This window comes from Rhodococcus sp. OK611 (assembly GCF_003050885.1).
Taxonomy (GTDB): Bacteria; Actinomycetota; Actinomycetes; order Mycobacteriales; family Mycobacteriaceae; genus Rhodococcus_G; species Rhodococcus_G oryzae.
Genome location: NZ_QAOZ01000020.1, coordinates 87,872 through 108,805, shown reverse-complemented (window position 1 = coordinate 108,805; position 20,934 = coordinate 87,872). Strand labels below are relative to the sequence as shown.

At 68.6% G+C, this 20,934-nt stretch carries 21 protein-coding genes and 1 pseudogene; 8 read left to right on the top strand and 14 right to left on the bottom strand.

What is annotated here, in order from left to right; translation table 11 throughout:
* The first annotated feature begins 61 nt into the window (after positions 1 to 61).
* Positions 62 to 911, top strand: a pseudogene (locus C8K38_RS23335) (helix-turn-helix domain-containing protein).
* Here the strand turns inward: C8K38_RS23335 and C8K38_RS23330 are convergent.
* From C8K38_RS23330 to C8K38_RS23320, 3 genes are all read right to left on the bottom strand, one after another.
* Complete coding sequence (locus C8K38_RS23330; protein ID WP_179800688.1) at positions 908 to 1,798, bottom strand: glycosyltransferase; 891 nt, start codon at positions 1,796 to 1,798, stop codon at positions 908 to 910. The pseudogene C8K38_RS23335 and the gene C8K38_RS23330 sit on opposite strands and share 4 nt — an antisense overlap.
* Before the next feature lie 19 nt (positions 1,799 to 1,817).
* Positions 1,818 to 2,717: a glycosyltransferase gene (locus tag C8K38_RS23325; protein WP_097213756.1), complete on the bottom strand. Its 900-nt coding sequence runs from the start codon at positions 2,715 to 2,717 to the stop codon at positions 1,818 to 1,820.
* Between the two features lie 94 nt (positions 2,718 to 2,811).
* Positions 2,812 to 3,726, bottom strand: a complete 915-nt coding sequence (locus tag C8K38_RS23320; RefSeq protein WP_179800687.1) for a glycosyltransferase — start codon at positions 3,724 to 3,726, stop codon at positions 2,812 to 2,814.
* Positions 3,727 to 3,996: 270 nt separating this feature from the next.
* Between C8K38_RS23320 and C8K38_RS23315 the strand changes: the two genes are divergently transcribed.
* From C8K38_RS23315 to C8K38_RS23305, 3 genes are all read left to right on the top strand, one after another.
* Complete coding sequence (locus tag C8K38_RS23315; protein ID WP_373560291.1) at positions 3,997 to 4,995, top strand: alpha/beta hydrolase; 999 nt, start codon at positions 3,997 to 3,999, stop codon at positions 4,993 to 4,995.
* A gap of 250 nt (positions 4,996 to 5,245) precedes the next feature.
* Positions 5,246 to 5,494 (top strand): hypothetical protein, encoded by a 249-nt coding sequence (locus C8K38_RS23310; protein ID WP_077042304.1) that lies wholly within the window; start codon positions 5,246 to 5,248, stop codon positions 5,492 to 5,494.
* 170 nt (positions 5,495 to 5,664) lie between these two features.
* On the top strand, positions 5,665 to 5,991 hold the full coding sequence (locus tag C8K38_RS23305; RefSeq protein ID WP_097213754.1) for a hypothetical protein: 327 nt from the start codon (positions 5,665 to 5,667) through the stop codon (positions 5,989 to 5,991).
* A 43-nt stretch (positions 5,992 to 6,034) separates the two neighbouring features.
* On the opposite strand, the gene C8K38_RS23300 is transcribed toward C8K38_RS23305, so the two are convergent.
* Genes C8K38_RS23300 through C8K38_RS23290 form a run of 4 tightly spaced genes read right to left on the bottom strand, consistent with a single transcriptional unit; the run spans position 6,035 to position 8,046 of the window.
* A complete protein-coding gene (locus C8K38_RS23300) occupies positions 6,035 to 6,667 on the bottom strand; it encodes a Type 1 glutamine amidotransferase-like domain-containing protein (protein WP_097213753.1) in 633 nt (210 codons plus the stop codon).
* On the bottom strand, positions 6,667 to 7,503 hold the full coding sequence (locus C8K38_RS23295; RefSeq protein WP_097213779.1) for a maleylpyruvate isomerase family mycothiol-dependent enzyme: 837 nt from the start codon (positions 7,501 to 7,503) through the stop codon (positions 6,667 to 6,669). Before C8K38_RS23295 ends, C8K38_RS23300 begins: the two co-directional genes overlap by 1 nt.
* Positions 7,504 to 7,513: 10 nt before the next feature.
* Positions 7,514 to 7,672: a hypothetical protein gene (locus tag C8K38_RS27305; RefSeq protein ID WP_179800686.1), complete on the bottom strand. Its 159-nt coding sequence runs from the start codon at positions 7,670 to 7,672 to the stop codon at positions 7,514 to 7,516.
* Positions 7,669 to 8,046 (bottom strand): DUF488 domain-containing protein, encoded by a 378-nt coding sequence (locus C8K38_RS23290; RefSeq protein WP_097213752.1) that lies wholly within the window; start codon positions 8,044 to 8,046, stop codon positions 7,669 to 7,671. The genes C8K38_RS27305 and C8K38_RS23290 overlap by 4 nt, the downstream gene beginning before the upstream one ends.
* Before the next feature lie 253 nt (positions 8,047 to 8,299).
* On the opposite strand from C8K38_RS23290, the gene C8K38_RS23285 reads away from it, so the two are divergent.
* Genes C8K38_RS23285 through C8K38_RS23275 form a run of 3 tightly spaced genes read left to right on the top strand, consistent with a single transcriptional unit; the run spans position 8,300 to position 11,186 of the window.
* Positions 8,300 to 9,415 carry a Re/Si-specific NAD(P)(+) transhydrogenase subunit alpha gene (locus tag C8K38_RS23285; RefSeq protein ID WP_097213751.1) on the top strand — a complete coding sequence of 372 codons (1,116 nt, stop codon included), beginning with the start codon at positions 8,300 to 8,302 and terminating at the stop codon, positions 9,413 to 9,415.
* Positions 9,415 to 9,762 carry an NAD(P) transhydrogenase subunit alpha gene (locus tag C8K38_RS23280; RefSeq protein ID WP_097213750.1) on the top strand — a complete coding sequence of 116 codons (348 nt, stop codon included), beginning with the start codon at positions 9,415 to 9,417 and terminating at the stop codon, positions 9,760 to 9,762. Before C8K38_RS23285 ends, C8K38_RS23280 begins: the two co-directional genes overlap by 1 nt.
* Positions 9,762 to 11,186, top strand: a complete 1,425-nt coding sequence (locus C8K38_RS23275; protein WP_097213749.1) for an NAD(P)(+) transhydrogenase (Re/Si-specific) subunit beta — start codon at positions 9,762 to 9,764, stop codon at positions 11,184 to 11,186. Before C8K38_RS23280 ends, C8K38_RS23275 begins: the two co-directional genes overlap by 1 nt.
* Before the next feature lie 259 nt (positions 11,187 to 11,445).
* Here the strand turns inward: C8K38_RS23275 and C8K38_RS23270 are convergent, their stop codons facing one another.
* From C8K38_RS23270 to C8K38_RS23240, 7 genes are all read right to left on the bottom strand, one after another.
* Positions 11,446 to 12,657, bottom strand: coding sequence for an MFS transporter (locus tag C8K38_RS23270; protein ID WP_097213748.1), 1,212 nt, complete (start codon positions 12,655 to 12,657; stop codon positions 11,446 to 11,448).
* 43 nt (positions 12,658 to 12,700) lie between these two features.
* The gene (locus C8K38_RS23265; RefSeq protein ID WP_097213747.1) at positions 12,701 to 13,960 is read right to left on the bottom strand and encodes a dihydrolipoamide acetyltransferase family protein; all 1,260 of its coding nucleotides are present in this window, start codon (positions 13,958 to 13,960) and stop codon (positions 12,701 to 12,703) included.
* 13 nt (positions 13,961 to 13,973) lie between these two features.
* Positions 13,974 to 14,942 (bottom strand): alpha-ketoacid dehydrogenase subunit beta, encoded by a 969-nt coding sequence (locus C8K38_RS23260; protein WP_097213778.1) that lies wholly within the window; start codon positions 14,940 to 14,942, stop codon positions 13,974 to 13,976.
* Positions 14,943 to 14,947: 5 nt separating this feature from the next.
* A complete protein-coding gene (gene pdhA / locus C8K38_RS23255) occupies positions 14,948 to 16,036 on the bottom strand; it encodes a pyruvate dehydrogenase (acetyl-transferring) E1 component subunit alpha (RefSeq protein WP_097213746.1) in 1,089 nt (362 codons plus the stop codon).
* A gap of 149 nt (positions 16,037 to 16,185) precedes the next feature.
* Entirely contained in the window at positions 16,186 to 16,554 is a 369-nt protein-coding gene (locus C8K38_RS23250; protein WP_097213745.1) for a DoxX family protein, read from the bottom strand.
* Positions 16,555 to 16,569: 15 nt separating this feature from the next.
* Entirely contained in the window at positions 16,570 to 17,979 is a 1,410-nt protein-coding gene (locus C8K38_RS23245; RefSeq protein ID WP_097213777.1) for a cytochrome P450, read from the bottom strand.
* Between the two features lie 70 nt (positions 17,980 to 18,049).
* Entirely contained in the window at positions 18,050 to 19,435 is a 1,386-nt protein-coding gene (locus tag C8K38_RS23240) for a cytochrome P450 (protein WP_097213776.1), read from the bottom strand.
* 245 nt (positions 19,436 to 19,680) lie between these two features.
* On the opposite strand from C8K38_RS23240, the gene C8K38_RS23235 reads away from it, so the two are divergent.
* Entirely contained in the window at positions 19,681 to 20,916 is a 1,236-nt protein-coding gene (locus C8K38_RS23235) for an acyl-CoA dehydrogenase family protein (protein WP_097213744.1), read from the top strand.
* Positions 20,917 to 20,934: the final 18 nt, after the last annotated feature.

The following is a 20,934-nucleotide window of genomic DNA, read 5'->3' as shown; positions in this document are numbered from 1 at the left end:
CACACAGACCTGAAGAGGGCCAGCCGAAGCGGCTGGCCCTCTTCCATTCCCGAAAGATCTCATGACACACCCCAATGCCGCGCTCACCCCAAGACACCGCCTCAAGGTTGCCCGTCTCGTCGTAGAGGAGGGGTGGCCGATCAGCGAGGTCGCCGCCCGTTTCCAGGTGTCCTGGCCGACCGTGAAGCGCTGGGTCGATCGCTACCTCGCCGGTGAGCCGATGCACGATCGCTCCTCGCGGCCGAGAACATCGCCGAACAAGACGGGCAAGGCCGTGACGAAGCGATGTGTGAGCCTGCGGATGCGGATGCGCGAAGGCCCGGTTCAACTCGCGAGCAGGCTTGGTGTCGCCCCGTCGACGGTGCATCGCATCCTGTGCTCCGCGCGTCTTAATCGGCTGTCCTATATGGACCGGGCGACGGGTGAGCCAATTCGCCGGTACGAGCACGACGGCCCGGGATCGCTCGTCCACGTGGACGTGAAGAAGCTCGGGAACATCCCCGACGGCGGCGGCTGGCGCTACGTCGGCCGCCCCAAGACGACCGCAACCGCGCAGCCGCCCCTGGCAAGCCGAAGAACAAATGGCGCAACCCGAAGCTCGGGTACGCCTTCGTGCACACAGTTCTCGATGATCCACCCCAGGTGGCATACACCGAGGTCCACGATGATGAGACAGCCGTCGCCGTTCTGCGCCGTGCAGTTGAATGGTTCGTCGACCGCGGCGTCACGAGCGCTTTCACCGCACTATGGCCGACGGATGGGCCTATGCCCGCTGCTACACCTCAGAACAAGAGCGGCGGGGAGCGCTTGGGGCGTGGTTGCACCAGTACAACCAGCATCGCCCGCACACGGCGTGCGGCAACCAGCCGCCGTTCGCACGATTGATCAACGTCCCCGGGCAGTACATCTAGACGAACCAGATCCGGTGCTTCACGCTGCCGGAGATCCGGCCGGCCGCGAAGGCGGTGTAGTAGATCCAGCCGCCCGTCGAGAGCCGGGAGATGAACCGGGGGACCACCGGACACCTGACCACCAGGGCCAGCGCGAAAACGAGCAGCGGCAACGGCTTGGTGGGCCGCAGGCCGTACCACCGGTAGTGCCGGTAGAGCTCGGGACCTGCCTCGCCGTATGCAAACGACTGACGCCACAGGGCGCGATAGTTGTCACGAAGCCGGTAGGCCACCATCGCCTTCGGCTCGTGGCCGAGAGTGAAGCCCGCGAGCTGAATCCGCCAGGTGAAGTCGACGTCCTCGCCGACGTTCAGGGACTCGTCGAAGCCGCCGACCGTTTCGAACACGCTGCGCCACATCCCGAGGTTGCCCGACAGCCCGAAGTCGAGGAAATCCGGTGTCTCCTCGGGCTTGTCCGGCGGCTGCACGGGTCGCCAGGAGGCGACCTTCGGGGTGTTGAGGGTGGTCGTCTCGACGGGCCCACTCACCGAGTCGTACTTCTGCCCGGCCGCAACCAAGGCGCCGAGCCATTCCGGGTGCACCATGTCGTCGGCGTCGCAGAACACCAGGTACTCGCCGCGGGCCGCCGCCGCGCCTGCGTTGCGGGCGTGGGGGGCGCCTTGAGTGGCGGAGGAGTCGACGCGGCGGAGGCCGAGGATCTCGCGGAGCGGGTGGCCGTCGATGTGCCCGGCCAGGCCGTCCGTTGACCCGTTGTCACTCACGATGACCTCGAACTCGCCCTCGTAGTCCTGCTCGGCGAGTGCCGTCAGCTGTACATCGATGACACCCATCGCGTTGTATGCGGGGATGATCACCGAGACGAGTTCTGGGGGATTGGTTGTTCCCATCCGTTGTTCTCGCTTTCGCTTAGACGTAGAAGACACGATGTTTGACGCTGCCGCGGACGCGTCCCCAGAGCCAGGCGGCATGCATCACCCAGTGGCCGGTCGGGGTGCGTCGAATCGCGCGGGGAACGAGCGGGTTCAGGAACACCAGTCCGGCAAGGAGATTGATGAAGACGAGTGGCTTGCGGCGCGGGAGGCCATCGGCTTGGTACCGAGCGAACAGTTGAGCGTCGACCTCGCCGTACCCACGGATCTGACGCCACATCGACCGGTAGCTGTCGCGGAGTCGGTAGGCGACGAGTGCATTCGGGGCGAAGCCAAGGGTGTGGCCGGATTGCTGTATCCGCCAGCAGATGTCGATGTCCTCCCCGCCGAGGAACGACTCGTCGAAGCCGCCCACGGCGGCAAAGGTGTCCGCCCAGATCGCGAAATTGCTACCGTGCGCGAACGGGAGAAAACCGGGAACGTCGCACAACCCGTCCTCGGAGATCTGGCGCCACGACGCTACCTCTGCGGAGTTGATCGTTGCCGTCTCGAGAATTCCGCCCACCGCGTCGAATTCGATCGCGGCCTCGACCAGTCCGGTGAGCCAGCCGGTGTGGGCAACATCGTCCCCGTCGCAGAAGGCCAGCAAGTCCCCTGAGGCCGCTGCGGCACCGGAGTTGCGCGCGTGCGAGGCCCCCTGCTTGTCGGAACTGTCGTGGTACTCGAGATTGAGCCGGCCGGTAGAGTCGATGCCGCCGAAGCGGTCTCCTAGACCGTCGGTCGATCCGTTGTCACTCACGATGACCTCGAATGGCCCCGTGTAGTCCTGCTGGGCAAGTGCCGCGAGCTGCGCGTCGATGAGGTCGCCCGCGTTGTAGGTGGGGATCACTACCGAGACGAGCTCTGGCGCATCACGGTGGGTGGATGTGGAGGTCATGTCCGAAATTCCTTGCTTCCCCTGTATGGATCGGATCCCCGTCGGTGGGCGATCGGCATGGTTCGTCTGAGCGCGGTCCGAGAAGGGGCTGCGATCACAGATAACGCACCCGCAGTCTGACGCTCTCGCGCAGTCGACCGGTCATGAAGGCGGTCTGTGCAATCCACATGCCCCGCGGCGGGACAGCGCCGATTCGCGGGACGAGCGGATTGAGCACGAGCACACCGACCCAGCCGAGCGCCGAGTCGCGGATGGACGGGCGTGGCAGCCCGCGGTCGCGGAACCGGAGATAGAGGTGCACGGAGCCGCGACCGTAGTTCACCATCTGCCGCCAGGTGCCGCGGCGGGAATCGCGAAACCGGTAGGACACCACGGCTTCCGGGGTGTGGCCGAGGGTGAAGCCTGCCAGTTGCAGCGACCAGGACAGTGCGGCGTCCTCGCCGCCGCCGACGAGGCTCTCGTCGAAGCCGCCCACCGCGTCCAGCGCGGAGCGCCAGACGCCGAGGTTGCACCCGATCGCATAGGAGAGGTAGCCGGCATGCTCGAAACGCTCCTCGGCGTTGGGCATCGAGCGCCACGAGGCGACGGCGGCGGTATTGAGCGCCCGTGTCTCGACTGCTCCGCCGACCGCATCGAAGTCCTGGGCCGCGCGCGACATCGCGCCGAGCCAGCCGGGGTGGACGGCGTCGTCGGCGTCACAGAAGACGATGAACTGACCGCGCGCGGCCGCGGCACCGACGTTGCAGGCGTGTGATCGGCCCTGGGCGCCGAAGGAGTCGACGCATCGGAGTGCGAGTCGCTCGGCCAACGGGTGTGTGGCCAGGTGCTCACGAAGCCCGTCCGTGGACCGGTTGTCACTGACGATGACCTCGAACTCGCCTGCGTGGTCCTGTGCCGCCAGGGCAACCAGTTGATGGTCGAGCAGCGGAAGGCCGTTGTATACGGGGATCACCACGGAGATCAGCCCCGGGGCGGCTGCCTTCGGCGCACAACCCGACATTTCCGACATGTAAGCGTCGGCCGACACATCCGACATTTGTTCGATGCCCCCGGAATCTGAAGGATCGGACACCCGCGCCGCAGCGCCGCGTGTGGTCCGATCGGTTGGGCGGCCGTATAGGCAGCCCCCGGCCGGAGTCTAGGTGAACGGTGCGCGGCGTGGCCCGCCACCCGCCACCGCAAATTGTGACGCCCATCACTCAATGGACTGGGCGGTCGTCCGGTTCGTGTCGTCGAACTAGGGTGACGGTCGATTCGCGAGCGAAAGTGGGAGCTACAGGTGCGTGTACGGACGCTGGCGGCAACCTTGTTGACCGCAGTTCTGCTTGGTGTTGCTCCTGCCGCCGCGACTCCCGCGCCGCGGGTGCCCGCGACCGCGAGCGTTGAGGGCATCGACAAACACTCCGACAGGCAGTGGGACGTCAACGTCTACTCGCCCTCGATGGGGCGGGCGATCCCGTTGCAGGTGATCAGGCCCGCGGACACCAGCGAGCCCCGGCCAACCCTGTACCTGCTCAACGGCGCCGGGGGAGGCGAGGACGGGGCCGACTGGGAGAACCAGACCGACATCCTCGAGCTTTTCGCCGACAAGAACGTCAACGTCGTGATCCCCGCCGCGGGCATCTTCAGCTACTACACCGATTGGCAGCAGGTCGACCCCAAGCTCGGGGTCGCCCACATGTGGCAGACGTTCCTCACCAAGGAACTGCCGCCGGTTATCGACGAGGCGCTGGGTACGAACAAGGTGAACTCGATCGGTGGTCTGTCGATGTCGGCGGGTTCGGTCCTCGACCTGGCGATCCAGGCGCCCGGCCTCTATCGCGGTGTCGCCTCGTACAGCGGCTGCGCGCGGACGAGCGATCCGGTCGGCCAGGCGTACATCCGCACAGTTGTCGAGGTGATGGGTGGTGCCAAGACCACGAACATGTGGGGCCCATACGACGGGCCTGCCTGGCGCGAGCACGACCCGTACCTCAACGCCGAGAAGCTCCGGGGCCTGGCCATCTACATCTCGACCGGTAACGGGCTGCCTGGTGCACACGAGGATCCGAACGCGCCGCGAAACCCCAAGTCGCCGCCGCTGGCCGATCAGGTCGCGATCGGCGGTGCGATCGAGGCCGCCACCAACGTCTGCACCCGTCAGCTTGCCGACCGGTTGCGCGAGCTGAACATCCCAGCCACGGTCGATCTCCGGCCGAACGGGACCCACTCGTGGGGATACTGGCAGGACGACCTACGCAAGTCGCTGCCACTGCTGTCCGCTTCGCTCGGGATCTGAGGCGCGGGCTCGTCACCCGCCGGCGACTGCATGCGGGTCGTTCGAAAGAGACCGCGGGGACTTATAACGCCAGCGTGATCCATAAAACAGCACAGTTGTCGGTTCGTAACCGAAGGTTCTCACAACGGCAACCCAATCTCCCCGCCCGCTGGGTTAGGTTTCCCCCTATCGCTCGGTAGCGCGAATGCGTTACACGTAGACGTCGACCAATTTCGGGAGGCGTCCGATATGAATCGGGAAGAGGTGGGCGATGAGCGGGCTGCCCAGTGGAGTCGACGGGATCATCCGCGCGATTTTCGCCTATGAGTTCGAGGACCGTGACGTGGTCGACGAGGTGGTGATCGGTGCCATCAGGTCGGGCGAGTTCGGGGAGTACCTCGACACGGTCGGGTCCTCGGGAATGTTCACCCCCTCGGTGGTCGACACCATCGGGACCGCCTGGTCAAAAAACCCAGAGTTGCTCGTCGACGCATTGCTCGACGGGGTGAGGGTCGGATAGCGGCATCGCATGCCACATGAGTCACATTCGTCACGCCGGTCACTCTGTTATCAGATCGTTGGCGAGCCGAAGGTTCTGGGCACGGAATCGGCGATAGCGTGAGTTATCGCCACAGCACCACACAGTGTTACAGCGAAGATGCCGTCAGTATTGACGAAGGGACCGACACGATGAGAGACCTGGGATCCCACACAAAAGACCTCGTCAGCGCCGTGCTGTCGTACGAGTTCGACGGCGGCGAGATCGACGCCTGGGCGATCGATCTGGTGCGCGGGGGAGAGTTCGCGCAGTGGCGCGACGCCCTGACCGATTCGGGTTTGTTCACCGACAATGCGGTTGAGGTGATCGGGTCGGCCTGGCGGCGGGATCCGGAGCTCCTCGTCGACGCCCTGCTCGACGGGGCGGACGAGGTCTCGCGCCGCAGGCTCAAGACGATGCGCCGTCCCTCGCTCCTGCCGGTCCACATCCCGGCCGACCGGATCGTCGGATTCGGCTGACCAACGGCTGACCGGTGGCCGGGCCTTCGGGTCCGGCCACCACTCATATCCGCCCGTCGACGACCATCGCGTCGTCGTCGGTCAGGGTCCGGTACGGGATGCCCGCCAGCCGGTAGCGCTCCGCGACCTCCTCGAGAAGGGCTGTCTCCTCGCTCCCGTAACCAGGCGAGCGAAAGTGCGGCACGATCGCCTGATCGATCAGGCCGAGTCCCTCCCAGATCACCGGCGTCCCGCAGGCCGGCCCGACCTCCGCCGGATCGTCGAGCAGCTCGAGCCCCCGCAGCGACGGCGACATCACGCAGGCCCCCGCGCTGTACCCGGCGTAGACCAGCGCGTCGGCACGCAGCAGCTCCGGCAGCACCACGTCGGCGCCGCTCCGCGCGAACTGGGCGCGCAGGACGAAGGTGTTGCCGCCGCGCACCCACACCATCGACTGCTTCGTCAGCTCCGCGCGCAGGGATTCCGGGTCGCCGATGAACTCGCGCAGGTCCAACTCTCGTGCGTCGAAGCCCATCCGTCGCAGCGGCGTCACGTCGCTGACCACCGCCGAGTCGCGTCCCACCTCCCACGCGTCCGCGGCGTTCGCGATCACCGCGACGGGGCCGGGTTCGCCGAGCAGTCTCAGCAGTCGATCGGGGTCGGCCCCGAACCTGTACGAGGACAGGAACAATCGCATCAGATGGTGAAGGCGAGGTTGGCCGCGATCTGGCGGCCGAGGGCCTCGTCGCCGAGCACCTCGATCTCCCCGGCGTGATCCGCGGCGGATGCCCGCCCGCCGCAGAGCCGGGTGAACAGCCGCGAATCGAGCCGCAGCGTCGTGGTCGCGGGCGCGTCAAGGGCGGGGACGACGGCGGCCCGGCCGTGGACGGCGACGTGGATGTCGCGGGCGAGCGGGCCGGTCAGCGCGAATGTCACTGTGGAGCCGTCCGGTGCGCCGCCCTTCTTGCCGACCGCGAAGCCGAGGCCCCCGACCAGTTCCGCGAACGAGTACTCGGCCCGCGGGCCGCCCTCCTCGCCGGGCAGGCCGACGGCGTCCCGGATGTCGTGCTCGTGGAACCAGCAGTCGAACAGCCGGGTGCGCATGAACCGGCCGTAGCTGTCGGGGCCGACCGGCGTCATGGACGGGGCGTCGAAGTCGTCCTGCGTCATCGCCGACAGCGCCTCGCGGCGGGTGCGGACGATGTCGCGGAACCGGGACAGCACCTCGGCATGGCTGTGCGAGCGCAGGCCTGCGACCCAGCGCTCGTTGAAGGCGCCGATCGCGTTGACCACGTGGGGGGACTCGGGCACCTCGTCCGCGGCGAGCGGCGGCTCGACGTCGCTGAGCATCGACTCGATGCCGACCAGGTGGGCGACGACATCGTGCACCGTCCAGCCCGGCAGCGGGGTCGGGCTGGACCACTGCTCGTCGGTGAGCCCGGCCAGCAAGCCGTCGAGGATGTCCCACTCCTCGAACAGGGCGGCGGTCAACGGCTCACGGTCGATCAGCGTCGGCTGCTTCGCATCGCTCACCGGCGCCACTCTAGGTGCTGGGCAGGCGGGTCGCGGGGATATGCGGCTCGGCGTCGCCCGCGCACCGTGGGCAGCCGTCCTCGGTCCCGTCGGGCCGGAACGCCCCGCACTCGGGGCACACCCGGTCGAGCCAGCAGGCCGGGTCGCCGCCGATGTCGTCGGAGCTCACGAGTCCGACTCCCGCAGGAACTCGGCGAGCACCTCGGCGTGGCTGTGCTCGAGGTCCCTGGTCGCGGTGAGCAGGACCAGCGGGCGACCGTGCGCGAGCTTCTGGACGCGGGCGATGGCCTCCTGGCCGAAATCGGACTCGAGCTCCGCGCGGTAGCGCGCCCGGAACTCCCGGAAGTGCGCCTCCTCGTGGCTGTACCACCGCCGCAGTTCGGTCGACGGCGCGAGGTCCTTCGCCCAATCGTCGTAATGGAATGCGTCCTTGCGGATGCCCCGCGGCCAGAGCCGGTCGACGAAGATCCGGGCACCCGGCTCGGGTTCGGGGTGGTCGTAGACGCGCTCGATCGTGACGGTCGGCTTGGTCTGCCTGCTCATCGGCACCTCCGATGCGGTCGGAAAACCCAGACTACGCGTGTGACCGGCGCCACATATCAATGTCCGAGTTGGGCGATTGGTCCTGTTCGGATTCGATTCAGTTTCCACCCGCTGGGATGAGAATCCCCTATCGTGGCGCCACTCTGGCTAGTGTTGTGAACTTCGTGCCAGCTGGGTCATCATCCGCAAGTCGCACGGGTGCCGCCGTCCGCCGCGGTTCCAAAACCACCTACCGCAGGAAGTAATCAGACAGTTGGATACATCGCAGAGCTCTAAGCAGCCGCGCCCAACGGTCGGCGTCGTTCGGGAAACGAACGACGGCGAACGCCGGGTCGCGTTGGTACCCAAGGTCGTCGCAACGCTTCGCGGCAAGGGTCTCGACGTCATCGTCGAGTCCGGTGCGGGGCTCGGCGCCCTGATGCCCGACGAGTTGTACGAGGAAGCGGGTGCGACCATCGGCGACGCGTGGTCCGCGGACGTCGTCCTCAAGGTCGCGGCCCCGAACGCCAAGGAGACCGCCCGGCTGCGCGCCGGCCAGAAGCTGATCGGCTTCCTCGCCCCGCGCACCAACGAGACCGGCATCGCCGCGCTCGCGGACGCCGGGGTCGAGGCGTATGCCGTCGAGGCGATCCCGCGCATCTCCCGCGCCCAGGTGATGGACGCGCTGTCCTCGCAGGCCAACGTCGCCGGCTACAAGTCCGTCGTGCTGGCCGCGTCGGAGTCCACCCGGTACTTCCCGATGCTCACCACCGCGGCGGGCACCGTCAAGCCGGCCACCGTGCTGGTGCTCGGCGTCGGCGTTGCCGGCCTGCAGGCGCTGGCCACGGCCAAGCGTCTCGGCGGCCGCGTCACCGGCTACGACGTGCGACCCGAGGTGGCGGACCAGGTCCGTTCCGTCGGCGCGCAGTGGCTGGACCTGGGCATCGACGCGGCAGGCGAGGGTGGCTACGCCCGCGAGCTGACCGAGGACGAGCGGGCCCAGCAGCAGCAGGCGCTCGAGGACGCGATCAAGGGCTTCGACGTGGTCATCACGACCGCGCTTGTACCCGGCCGTCCGGCCCCGCGCCTGGTCACCGCCGCCGCCGTCGAGGGCATGAAGCCCGGCAGCGTCATCGTCGACCTGGCCGGCGAGACCGGCGGCAACTGCGAGATCACCGAACCCGGTCAGACCGTCGTCAAGCACGGCGTGACCATCTGCTCCCCGCTGAACCTGCCGGCCACCATGCCGGAGCACTCGAGCGAGCTGTACTCGAAGAACCTGTACGCCCTCATCGAGCTGATGCTCGACGAGAGCGGCGCGCTCGCGCCGGACTTCGACGACGAGGTGCTCGCCGCCGCGTGCGTCACCCGCAAGGAGGCAAAACCCTGATGTACAACGAACTTCTTGCCAACATCGCGATCCTGGTCCTGGCCGGGTTCGTGGGCTTCGCGGTCATCTCCAAGGTGCCCAACACGCTGCACACGCCGCTGATGTCGGGCACCAACGCCATCCACGGCATCGTCGTGCTCGGCGCGCTTGTCGTGCTCGGGCACCTGCCCGGCGATGCGCCGTGGAGCATCAAGATCATCCTGTTCGTCGCGCTGGTGTTCGGCACCCTGAACGTCGTCGGCGGCTTCGTCGTCACCGACCGCATGCTCGCGATGTTCAAGCCCAAGAAGGACGCCGCAGTGTCCGACAAGAATGCGGCGGCCGAGAAGAAGGGGGCTGACGCCTGATGGGCTACCTCGTCACGATCCTCTACATCGTCGCGTTCTCGATGTTCATCTACGGTCTGTCCGGCCTCACCGGCCCGAAGACCGCGGTACGCGGCAACTACATCGCCGCGGTGGGCATGCTGATCGCGGTGGTCGCCGTCCTGATCGACATCCGCGACACGGACAACTGGGCCCTCATCGCGGGTGGCCTGCTGGTCGGCGTCGTCCTCGGCGTGCCGCCTGCGCTGCGCACCAAGATGACGGCGATGCCGCAGCTGGTCGCGCTGTTCAACGGCGTCGGCGGTGGCACCGTCGCGCTCATCGCGTGGGCCGAGTTCCTCAACTCCGACGGCTTCACCGCTGTCGAGGCGGTGCCCTCGGCACCGTTCATCGTCGGATCGCTGTTCGCCGCGATCATCGGTTCGGTCTCGTTCTGGGGCTCGCTGGTGGCGTTCGCGAAGCTGCAGGAACTGCTGAACAAGAACGTGGAGAAGGTGTTCGTCTCGAACGCGAAGGCGTTCCAGGTCGCGAACATGGTCCTCGCGCTGGTCTCGATCGGGCTGGCCGTGTTCATCGGCATCAATGCCGACGGTGACCCGCAGTCCGCGCTGCTGATCGTCGGGCTGCTCGTCGCGGCCGGTGTCATGGGCCTGTTCGTGGTGCTGCCGATCGGCGGCGCCGACATGCCCGTGGTGATCTCGCTGCTCAACGCGTTGACCGGTCTGTCGGCGGCGGCGGCGGGTCTGGCCTTGAACAACCAGGCGATGATCGTCGCAGGCATGATCGTCGGCGCGTCGGGCACCATCTTGACGAACCTGATGGCGAAGGCGATGAACCGGTCGATCCCGGCGATCATCTTCGGCTCGTTCGGTGGCGACGCCGCCGTGGCGGGCGGCGCCAGTGCGACCGGCGGCACCGTCAAGGCGACCTCCGCCTCGGATGCGGCGATCCAGATGGCGTACGCCAACCAGGTCATCGTCGTCCCCGGTTACGGTCTGGCGGTGGCGCAGGCGCAGCACGCGGTCAAGGAGATGGCGGCGCTGCTGGAGGCCAGGGGCGTCGAGGTCAAGTACGCGATCCACCCGGTCGCGGGCCGCATGCCCGGTCACATGAATGTGCTGCTCGCCGAGGCCGACGTCGAGTACGACGCCATGAAGGAGATGGACGACATCAACGGTGAGTTCTCGCGCACCGACGTCGCCATTGTCATCGGCGCCAACGACGTGACCAACCCCGCCGCGCGCAACGATCCCAGCAGCCCGATCCACGGGATGCCGATCCTCAACGTCGACGAGGCCCGGTCCGTCATCGTGCTCAAGCGGTCGATGTCCTCGGGCTACGCCGGCATCGACAACCCGCTGTTCTTCGCGGACACCACCTCGATGCTGTTCGGCGACGCCAAGAAGATGGTCGCCGCGGTCACCGAGGAGCTCAAGGCCCTCTAGCCCGACGCGTTCGCTGACGAAGGCGCCCTTCCCCGAGTCGATCGGGGGAGGGCGCCTTCGGTGTTCGCGGTGTCTAGAAGATGATGCTGCCGGTCGGGATGAGGGCGGTGGTGATCATCGCGATCACCATGGCGAGGGGGTCGACGTCGTTGCTGCCCATGCGTTGTGGCTCCTTGACTCGGTGAGATGGCGGTGCGCGGCCCGAACCTACAAGGAGCGCGGCGTGCGGGGTGATCGAATCGCCCGAATCGCCGGGTGCTCAGACCGACTCGTTGAGCTCGCTCAGCACCCGGGGACGGCCGACGAGTCCCGCGTACCGCGACGCCAGCAGCACGAACACCAGCGGCACCAGCATGGTCGCGGTCAGTGGCATCAGCTTGGTCAGCCAGCCGAGCAGCGCGGGACCCGCGAGCAGCCCGACGTAGCCCATGCCAACCACGCGCGACATGTTCACCCCCGCCGATCCGACGCTCAGGTTGCCCGCCGCGGTGAAGATCTGCGGGATGCAGCCGGACAGCCCGAGCCCGAACAGTGCCCAGCCGGCCAGCGTCAGCCACACCCAGCCGGACACGATCACCATCCCGATGCCCGCGGCCGCGATCAGCGTGCCGTAGCGCACCACCGCGACCGGTCCGAGCGCGGCGCTGACCCGGTCGGCACCGAACCGGCCGACCGTCATCATCAGCGCGAACGCGCCGAAGGCCAGCGCGGCGGTCGCGTCGGATGTCCCGAGGTGCTCCTTGACCTGCAGCGTGCTCCAGTCGTTCGCGGCCCCCTCGGAAAGGAACAGCGCGAAGGCGAGCGCTCCCAGGGCCAGCACCTTGCGTGAGGCCCCGGCGCCTCGCCTGCCGGTGACCCGGTCGGGGGCCGTGTGTTCGGCGGGGGCGACGTGCGGCAGCAGGAAGGGGGCGCACCCGGCGACCGTCACGAACCCGATCGCGGCCGCGACGGCCAGCGAGGTCAGCGGCGGCCACCCGGCAGCAAGGGCGGCGGCGCCGAGCAGCGACCCGACGACCCCACCGATCGAGAAGAACGCGTGGAAGGCCGACATGATCGGCCGCCGGTAGAGCCGCTCGACGTGCACGGCCTGCGAGTTCATCGACACGTCCAGCGCGCCGTTGCCGAACCCGAACACGGTCAGCGCCACGCCGAGCCAGACCGCGTCGGTCGCCGGCCCCGGCCCGATCACCCCGAACGAGATGAACACCCCGGCGAGGATCACCATCAGTCGGCTGCCGTAGCGGTCCGCGAGCGGGCCCGCCACCTGCATGCCGATCAGGGCGCCGCCCGCCAGCAGCAGGAGCAGCCAGCCGAGGGTGGCGTGGCTGATGCCGGTGCGCTCCGAGATGGCAGGGATGTGCACCACCCAGGCGGCCAGCAGGAATCCGTTGACGGCGAAGATGCCGAAGATCGCGGCGCGGGCCCGTCGGAGCCGGACGGGATCCGCGAGGGTCGGGCTTTTCGGGCGCACCCACTCTTTCTACCCCGGCCAGCCGCCCGCCCGGCCGGCCCTGTCAGAGCAGGGTGAGTGGATCGGTCAGTGTCGCGGCGATGTCGGCGAGGAAGCGCGAGCCCTGCTCACCGTCGACCAGGCGGTGATCGAAGGACAGCCCCAGGGTGGTGACCGAGCGGACGGCGAGTTCGCCGTCGACCACCCACGGCCGCGGCGCGATCGCGCCGAGGCACAGGATGGCCGCCTCGCCCGGGCTCAGGATCGGGGTTCCGGTGTCCACGCCGAACACCCCGACGTTGGTGATCGTGATGGTGCCGCCGGACAGGTCGGCGGGGGTGCAGCGGCCGGCGCGGGCGGTCTCGACGAGCTGGTGGATCGCCCGGGTGAGCTCGAGCAGGCTCATCAGGTGCGCGTCCTTGACCGACGGCACCAGCAGTCCGCGCGAGGTGGCGGTCGCTATCCCGAGATTGACGTAGTGCTTGGTGACGATCTCCTGGTGCTCCTCGTCCCAGCTCGAGTTGAGAGAGGGGTGCTCGCGCAGCGCCACCAGCAGGACCTTGGCCACCAGGGTCAGCGGGGTCGGCTCGAGGCCGGCGAAGGCGGGACTCGCGCGCAGGCGATCGACCAGGTCCATCGTCGCGCTCACGTCGACCGTGACGAACTCGGTGACGTGCGGGGCGGTGAACGCGCTCCGGGTCACCGCGTCCGCGGTCCGCCGCCGCACACCACGGATCTGGGTGCGGGTCTCGCGATGTGCGGGCGCTTCCTCGGGCGGAGCCGTTTCTCGTGGAACATCGTGTGCGCGAACGTCCTCGGGTGTGATCGCCCCGCCGAACCCGGTGCCCTGCACGTCGCTCAGGTCGATGCCGAGCTCGTGGGCCAGCCTGCGCGCGGAGGGCTTCGCGTCGGGCCGCGCGCGTTCGAGGTCCGGGGACCCGGGGGCGGGCATGGCCCTTCGCCTTCGCCTTCGCCTCCGGCTCGCGGGCGCGGCGGTCGGTCCGTACCCCACCAGCGCGGCCGGATGGTCCGGTGCTTCGGCGGCGGGCGTCGCCGCCGCGACGGGGGAGTCGCCGGCACCGGGCTCGCCGATCCGGATCAGGGGCGCGCCGACCTCGACGATGGTGCCGGGTTCGGCGAGCAGGGCCAACACCGTCCCGGCGAAGGGGGAGGGCAACTCCACCAACGCCTTTGCCGTCTCCACCTCCGCGATCACCTGATCGAGTTCGACGGTGTCACCCACCGCGACCGACCAGCGGACCAGTTCCGCGTCCGTCAGGCCCTCGCCGAGGTCGGGCAGCCGGAACTCGTTCGCTGGGTGCACGGCGGATGTCCCTTCAGGCGGCGAGCGTCTGGTCGACCGCGTCGAGGATGCGGTCCGGGTCGGGGAGGTAGTACCGCTCCAATCTGGCGGGCGGGTAGGGCGTCGCGAAACCGCCGACCCGGGCGACCGGCGCCTCGAGCTGGTAGAAGCACCGCTCCGTGATCCGGGCGGCGATCTCCGACCCGAGCCCGAGGAACACCGGGGCCTCGTGCGCGACGACCAGCCGCCCGGTCTTGCGGACGGAGGCCTCGACGGTGTCGAAGTCGATCGGGGAGAGCGAGCGCAGATCGATCACCTCGATCGAATGCCGCTCCTGCCGGGCGATCTCGGCCGCCGACAGCGCGGTGGCCACCATCGCCCCGTACGCGACAAGGGTGACGTCCGTGCCGGGGGCCGCGACCCGGGCCCGGTGCAGCTCGAGCGCGGCGGGTGCGTCGAGGTCCACCTCGCCCTTGTCCCAGTACCGGCGCTTGGGTTCGAAGAACACCACCGGATCGTCCGTGGCGATGGCCTGCATGATCATGTGGAAGGCGTCGTCCGGGGTGGACGGGGTGACAACGCGGAGGCCGGGTGTGTGCGCGAAGTGCGCCTCCGGGGACTCCGAATGATGTTCCACCGCACCGATTCCGCCGCCGAACGGCACGCGGATCGTCAGTGGCGCCCGCACCCGGCCGCCCGTGCGGAAGTGGATCCTCGCGACCTGGGACACGATCTGATCGAAGGCCGGGTAGACGAACCCGTCGAACTGGATCTCGCACACCGGCCGGTAGCCGCGCAGCGCCATCCCGAACGCGGTCCCGATGATGCCGGATTCGGCGAGCGGGGTGTCGATCACGCGGGCGGCGCCGAAGTCCTTCTGCAGCGTGTCGGTGACCCGGAAGACGCCGCCGAGCTTGCCGATGTCCTCGCCCATCAGCAGCACCTTCGGGTCGCGTTCGAGGGCCCTGCGCAGCCCGGCGTTCAGCGCGGCGCCCAGCGCCATCGTGGTCACGGCTGCGCCTCCTCGAGGGTGTCCAGGTACGCCGAGAACTGTTCGCGTTCCTCGTCGATCAGCGGATGCGGGTCGGAGTACACGTGATCGAAGACCGTCAGCGGGGCCGGGTCGGGCAGGGCGAGGGCGCCCGCCCGCAGGGCCTCGGCCGCCGCGGCGGCCTTGGTATCGACCCCGCGGGTGAACTCCTCGTCCATCGCGCCCTCGCGCAGCAGCAGCCGGCGGAGCCGGTCGATGGGGTCGCGGGCGCGCCAGTGCTCGATCTCCGCGCCGGTCCGGTAGCGGGTCGGGTCGTCGGAGGTGGTGTGTGGGCCCATCCGGTAGGTGATGGCCTCGATGAAGGTCGGTCCGCCTCCCTCACGCGCGCGCCGCACGGCGGTGCGCGTCACCGCGAGGACGGCGAGGACGTCGTTGCCGTCCACCGCGATCCCCGGGATCCCGAACCCGCGGGGCCGGGCCACGAGCGGGAACGGGCTCTGCAGTTGAACGGGTTCGCTGATCGCCCAGTGATTGTTCTGGCAGAAGAAGACCACACCCGCGCCCCAGCTCGCGGCGAACCCCAGCGCCTCCGACAGGTCGCCCTGGCTGGTGGCGCCGTCGCCGAAGTACGCCATGACCGCGATCTCGGCGCCGTCCATATGGGCGGCCATCGCGTAGCCGGTGGCGTGCAGACCCTGTGAGCCGACGACGATGGCCGGGTTCGTCAGGTTGTACTCGGCGGGATCCCAGTTCGACAGCGCCACGCCGCGCCACAGCGGGGGCCACTGCGCGGGTGGCACGCCGCGGCAGTACGCGAGGCCGTGCTCGCGGTAGCTGGTGAAGACGTAGTCGTCCGGTGCGAGGGCCCGCGCGGACCCGATCTGGGACGCCTCCTGACCGAGGCTGGGTGCCCAGATCCCCAGCTGTCCCTGGCGCTGCAGGGCGGTGGCCTCCGCGTCCACGCGGCGCAGCACCACCATGTCCTCGTACAGGCCGCCCAGCTCCGCGGGGCCGATGTCGGTGACCTCGCCCGCGTAGCCGGCTCCGTGTACCCGGGCCCCGTCGGGCTGGATGAGTTGGACCGGATAGTCGATTTTCTCGGACACCGGACCCTCCTCGCTGCTGTGCCGGGGCGGTCCTCGTGAAACCTCGGCGGCGCTCGATGTGTCCTTACTTCTCAGCATCCACCTTTGGCGGCGGGGCGCAAGTGAGCCGGTCGTCGAGCCGTCAACACCGTTCTGACCTGCATGGACGATCAGTTCGTCACGAGAAGGGTGGCGATCACGATCACCGAGAGATTTGCCAGTGCGAATGCCGTCCAGGCGTTATTGCCGGAATCGGGGTTGCCGAAGTCGCCGTACCTGATGTGAAAGGCGACCGCGGACCCGAACAGGACGAGCAGGCCGACGGCGGCGGCGATCCCGACCGGCCACCAGTACAGGCCCACCATCAGCCCGGCCGCGCCCGCGAGCTCCGCCGCGCCGATGAATCGGACCCGCGCGGCGCTCAGCCCGCGCCTGCGCAGCGCCGTCCAGGCCGGCCCCCGCAGCATCACCTTGGGCACCCCCGCGCCGAGCGCGGCGACGGCGAGAAGGACGGTGCAGACGATGGTGAGGATCTCCATGGGTGTCCTTCGCTGTCAGCGGCGGTGCAGGCGCAGCCGGAACCCCTCCGGCTTGAGGGTGAGCAACTCGGTGACGTCGAGCTCGTAGTCGGGCTCGGGCTCGAGGTCGTAGCGGTGCAGCAGCAGTGCCAGGGCCATCACGATCTCGTGGATCGCGAATTGCCTGCCGATGCAGGAGCGGATACCGGTGCCGAACGGCTTGTAGACGTGGCCGGGGCGGGTGCGGACGTTCGCGGGCAGGAACCGGTCCGGGTCGAACGAGTCCGGGTCGTCGCCCCAGACGGGGTCCCGGTGCAGCTGCGGCAACAGCACGAACGCGGCGTCACCCGCCTTCATCGGATAGCGGCCGCCCAGCACGGTGTCCTCGCGGGCCTCGCGCATGTAGCCGGGCGCGGTCGGCCACAGTCGCAGTGTCTCGTCGAGGACTCGCCGCACGTAGCGCAGCTTCGGGATCTGCTCGAACACCGGATCGGGGTCGGTGCCCTGTGGCCACATCGAGTAGATCTCGGCGCGGGCGCGCTCGGCGATCTCCGGGTTGTTCGCCAAGTAGTACAACGCGAACGACAGGGCGCCCGAGGAGGTCTCGTGACCGGCGATGAGGAAGGTGATCACCTGGTCGCGGACGTTCTCGTCGTCGAGACGCTCGCCGGACTCGGGATCCTCGGCGGAGAGCATCAGACCGAGCAGGTCGTCGCGGTGCTCCTCGGGGTTCGCGCGGCGCGAGCGGATCACCTCGTCGACCACCTCGGCCATGTAGGCCAGGTCGGCCTGGTTCCTGCGGATCGCCGTGCGCTTGATCGCCCGGTCCAGGATCGGGATCGGGATGGTGAACGAGGCCTTCTGCGCGAACCTCAGTGAGCGGATCATCGCCCCGACGAACGGGTCCTGCTCGGCTCGGTCGAAGGAGCCGAACTCGTATCCGAAGCCGGTACGGCCGATCGTCTCGAGCGTCACCTTGGTCATGTCCGGGGTGACCTCGACCGGTGTGGAGTCGCAGCGCTCGTCCCAGTGCACGATCAGCTCACGCACGGTGTCGAGCATGGTCTGGTGGTAGCTGCGCATCGCGGACTGGGTGAAGGCGGGCATCAGGATGTTGTGGGCCTTCGACCAGTTCGGTTCGGAGTTGTAGGCGGTGAACAGCCCGTCGTTCCCGATCGGCCGCAGGTTCCGCAGCGCGACGCCGACGTGCTTCTGGAACCGGCTCTCGTCGTTGAGCTCGGTGGCCAGGTCCACGCCGGAGACGAAGGTGAACACGTAGTTGAAGATCTTGCGCTGGTAGATCGGGCCGAGGCGCCGCGCGCAGGCCATCGCGTTCTGCGTCGGCTTGGTGACATCGACGTCGAGCAGGTCCCCGAGCAGGGGGATCCGCCGCGGCGGGTGGGGCATCGACGGACGATCGACCGTGAGGACTGCCATGGGCTCCATCTTGGCGTGCCGGCGCGCCCGCGGGCGGCGGAACGCGCCCAACCGCGGGGGTTCGTCGACTTCGGGTTCGTCAGCGTCGCCGCAGACCCAGCCGCAGGCCGACGGGCTTGAGCGTGAACTCCTCCGCGACCTCCAGCTGGTAGCCGGGAACGGGAGCGAGCTCGTAGCGATGCAGGATCAGCGCGAGCGCCAGTGTGGACTCGTGCAGGGCGAGCTGGCGTCCGATGCACGAGCGCATGCCTGTGCCGAAGGGCTTGTAGATGCCGGTCGGGCGGGTGCGGGCGCGCTCGGGGAGGAATCGGTCCGGATCGAAGGCCAGCGGGTTCGGGCCCCACACCGGGTCCCGCTGCACGCGCAGGGTGAGCGCCAGCAGGGCCTGGCCCTTCCGGACCGCGTGGCCGCCGAGGGTGGTGTCCTGTTTCGGTTCCCGGAAGTAGCCGGGGGCGATCGGCCACAGGCGCAGCGTCTCGTCGACGACCCGGCGCACGTACTTGAGCTTGTGGATGTCGGCGAACACCGGGTCCGGCTCCGTGCCCGCCGGCCACAGCGAGGAGACCTCGGCCCGGGCCCGATCCGCGATCTCGGGGTGGGTCGCGAGCAGATGCAGCGCGAACGAGAGTGTGCCGGAGGTGGTCTCGTGGCCGGCGCTGAGGAAGCTGATCACCTGATTGCGAATGTTCTCGTCCTCGAGACGCTGCCCGCTCTCGGGGTCCGCGGTGCCGAGCATCAGCGCCAGCAGGTCGTCGGGCTGACCGTCCGGGTGGCGGCGGCGCTCGCGGATGATGTCGTCGACCACGTGCCGGACGTAGTCGACATCGCGGGCGTTCTGCCTGATGTCCTTGCCGTGGACCGCGTTCTCCAGCCAGTGCACCGGGATGCGGAACCCGGCGCGCCCGATATAGGCGAACATGCGCGCCACCGCGACGGCGAAGGGGTCGGGCTCGCTGCGAGTGAACGAATCGAAGTGATAGCCGAATCCGATGCGGCCGATCGTCTCGAGCGTCAGCTTGCTGGTGTCGGTGTGCACGTCGACGGTGGTGTCCCAGTCGGCCAGGGTGTCCCAGTGGGCAAGGAGTTCGCCGACGGTCTCGAGCATGATGTCGTGGTAGCCGCGCATCGCGGAGAGGGTGAAGGCGGGCATCAGGATGTTGTGCGCTCGCGCCCAGTTGGGTTCGTCGCTGTACGCGGTGGGCAGCGCGTCGCCTAGGAACTCGCGGGAGGCCGCGAAGGCGAAGCCGACGTGCTTGCCGAACCTTTTCTCGTCACCGAGCTCCGCGTACGCCGCGGGCCCCGAGACGACCGTGAGGTGTCGATTGAAGATCTTGGTCTCGTAGATGGGGCCGAGGAACCCGGCGAGCTCGGCCAGCCGCTGCGCGGGACGGGCGGCGTCGCCGGAGAGCACGTCGCCCAGCACCGGTAGCCGATGCGGTGGGTGCGGCAGCGTGTCGGTGGTCATCGCCGGAAGCGGACGAGCCATGACTGATTCTCGCGCACTTCGGGGGTATTTGTCGCCCATCGGCGCTCGCCCCGGATCACGTTTCGTGGTCTGGCGAAATCGAATCGGCCCCGATTTGTTGCGGCTCGGCGGCGATATCCGCGTCCGCAGGTGGTAACGGCATCCGCGAACTAGCATCGCTGCTTGGGTAATTCCGCCGCGGTCGCGGCCGTCACGGGCACGCTGATCCAGGGAGAGGGAAGCAGATGGATTTCGCACCCACCGAACGCTGTCAGGAGTACCGCGACAAGCTCCTGGCCTTCATGGACGAGCGGATCTACCCGGCCGAGGCGGTGTACGAGCAGCAGATGCGCGAGTCGGGAGACCCGCACTTCCAGCCGCCGATCATCGAGGAACTCAAGGTCGAGGCGCGGTCGCGGGGGTTGTGGAACCTCTTTCACCCGCATCCCGGGTACGGGCCGGGGCTGACCAACTCGGAGTACGCGCCGCTGGCCGAGATCATGGGACGGAGCCACCTCGCGTCCGAGGCGTGCAACTGCTCCGCCCCGGACACCGGGAACATGGAGGTTCTCACACTCTTCGGCACCGACGAGCACAAAGAGCGCTGGCTGCGGCCGCTGCTGGAGGGCACCATCCGCTCCGCGTTCGCCATGACCGAGCCCGACGTCGCCAGTTCGGACGCGACCAACATCCAGATGACCATGGCCCGCGACGGCGACGAGTGGGTGCTCAACGGGCGCAAGTGGTGGACCTCGAATGCGTTGCACGCCAACTGCCGGGTGCTGATCGTGATGGGCAAGACCGATCCCACCGGGCCCGTCTACAGCCAGCAGTCGATGATGGTGGTGCCGATCGACGCCCCCGGGATCACGGTGGTGCGCGGGCTGCCGGTGTTCGGCTACCAGGACCGCGAGGGCCACGCCGAGGTGCTGTTCGAGAACGTCCGGGTCCCCGATGCCGACGTGTTGGCCGGTGCCGGTGCGGGATTCATGATCAGCCAGGCCCGGCTCGGACCGGGGCGCATCCACCACTGCATGCGCGCGGTCGGGATGGCGGAGCGGGCGCTGGAACTGATGTGCCTGCGGGCGTCGACCCGGGTCACCTTCGGTCGTCCGCTGAGCGCGCGCGCCAACATCCAGGACTGGATCGCCGAGGCGCGCATCGAGATCGAGATGGCCCGGCTGCTGACCCTCAAGGCCGCCTGGTTGATGGACACGGTCGGCAACAAGGAGGCGCGCACCGAGATCGCCGCCATCAAGGTGGCCGCCCCGCAGATGGCGCTCAAGATCGTCGACCGAGCCATCCAGGTGCACGGCGGCGGCGGGGTGTCCGACGACTTCCCGCTGGCGATGATGTACGCGCACCTGCGCGCCCTGCGGCTCGCCGACGGCCCCGACGAGGTACACAAAATGACCATCGCGCGCCAGGAGCTGCGGCCGTACCGGCTCGCAGCTGAAGAAGCCGTCGCCGCCGCGAAATGACAGACACCGCACCACAGT

Excerpts from the sequence above, each read along its gene's own strand:
- C8K38_RS23330 (WP_179800688.1), bottom strand. The coding sequence starts at position 1,798 with ATGGGAACAACCAATCCCCCAGAACTCGTCTCGGTGATCATCCCCGCA.
- C8K38_RS23325 (WP_097213756.1), bottom strand. The coding sequence starts at position 2,717 with ATGACCTCCACATCCACCCACCGTGATGCGCCAGAGCTCGTCTCGGTA.
- C8K38_RS23320 (WP_179800687.1), bottom strand. The coding sequence starts at position 3,726 with ATGTCGGAAATGTCGGGTTGTGCGCCGAAGGCAGCCGCCCCGGGGCTG.
- C8K38_RS23310 (WP_077042304.1), top strand. The coding sequence starts at position 5,246 with ATGAGCGGGCTGCCCAGTGGAGTCGACGGGATCATCCGCGCGATTTTC.
- C8K38_RS23305 (WP_097213754.1), top strand. The coding sequence starts at position 5,665 with ATGAGAGACCTGGGATCCCACACAAAAGACCTCGTCAGCGCCGTGCTG.
- C8K38_RS23300 (WP_097213753.1), bottom strand. The coding sequence starts at position 6,667 with ATGCGATTGTTCCTGTCCTCGTACAGGTTCGGGGCCGACCCCGATCGA.
- C8K38_RS23290 (WP_097213752.1), bottom strand. The coding sequence starts at position 8,046 with ATGAGCAGGCAGACCAAGCCGACCGTCACGATCGAGCGCGTCTACGAC.
- C8K38_RS23280 (WP_097213750.1), top strand. The coding sequence starts at position 9,415 with ATGTACAACGAACTTCTTGCCAACATCGCGATCCTGGTCCTGGCCGGG.
- C8K38_RS23275 (WP_097213749.1), top strand. The coding sequence starts at position 9,762 with ATGGGCTACCTCGTCACGATCCTCTACATCGTCGCGTTCTCGATGTTC.
- C8K38_RS23260 (WP_097213778.1), bottom strand. The coding sequence starts at position 14,942 with ATGGCGCTGGGCGCCGCGCTGAACGCCGGGCTGCGCAGGGCCCTCGAA.
- C8K38_RS23250 (WP_097213745.1), bottom strand. The coding sequence starts at position 16,554 with ATGGAGATCCTCACCATCGTCTGCACCGTCCTTCTCGCCGTCGCCGCG.
- C8K38_RS23245 (WP_097213777.1), bottom strand. The coding sequence starts at position 17,979 with ATGGAGCCCATGGCAGTCCTCACGGTCGATCGTCCGTCGATGCCCCAC.
- C8K38_RS23240 (WP_097213776.1), bottom strand. The coding sequence starts at position 19,435 with ATGACCACCGACACGCTGCCGCACCCACCGCATCGGCTACCGGTGCTG.
- C8K38_RS23235 (WP_097213744.1), top strand. The coding sequence starts at position 19,681 with ATGGATTTCGCACCCACCGAACGCTGTCAGGAGTACCGCGACAAGCTC.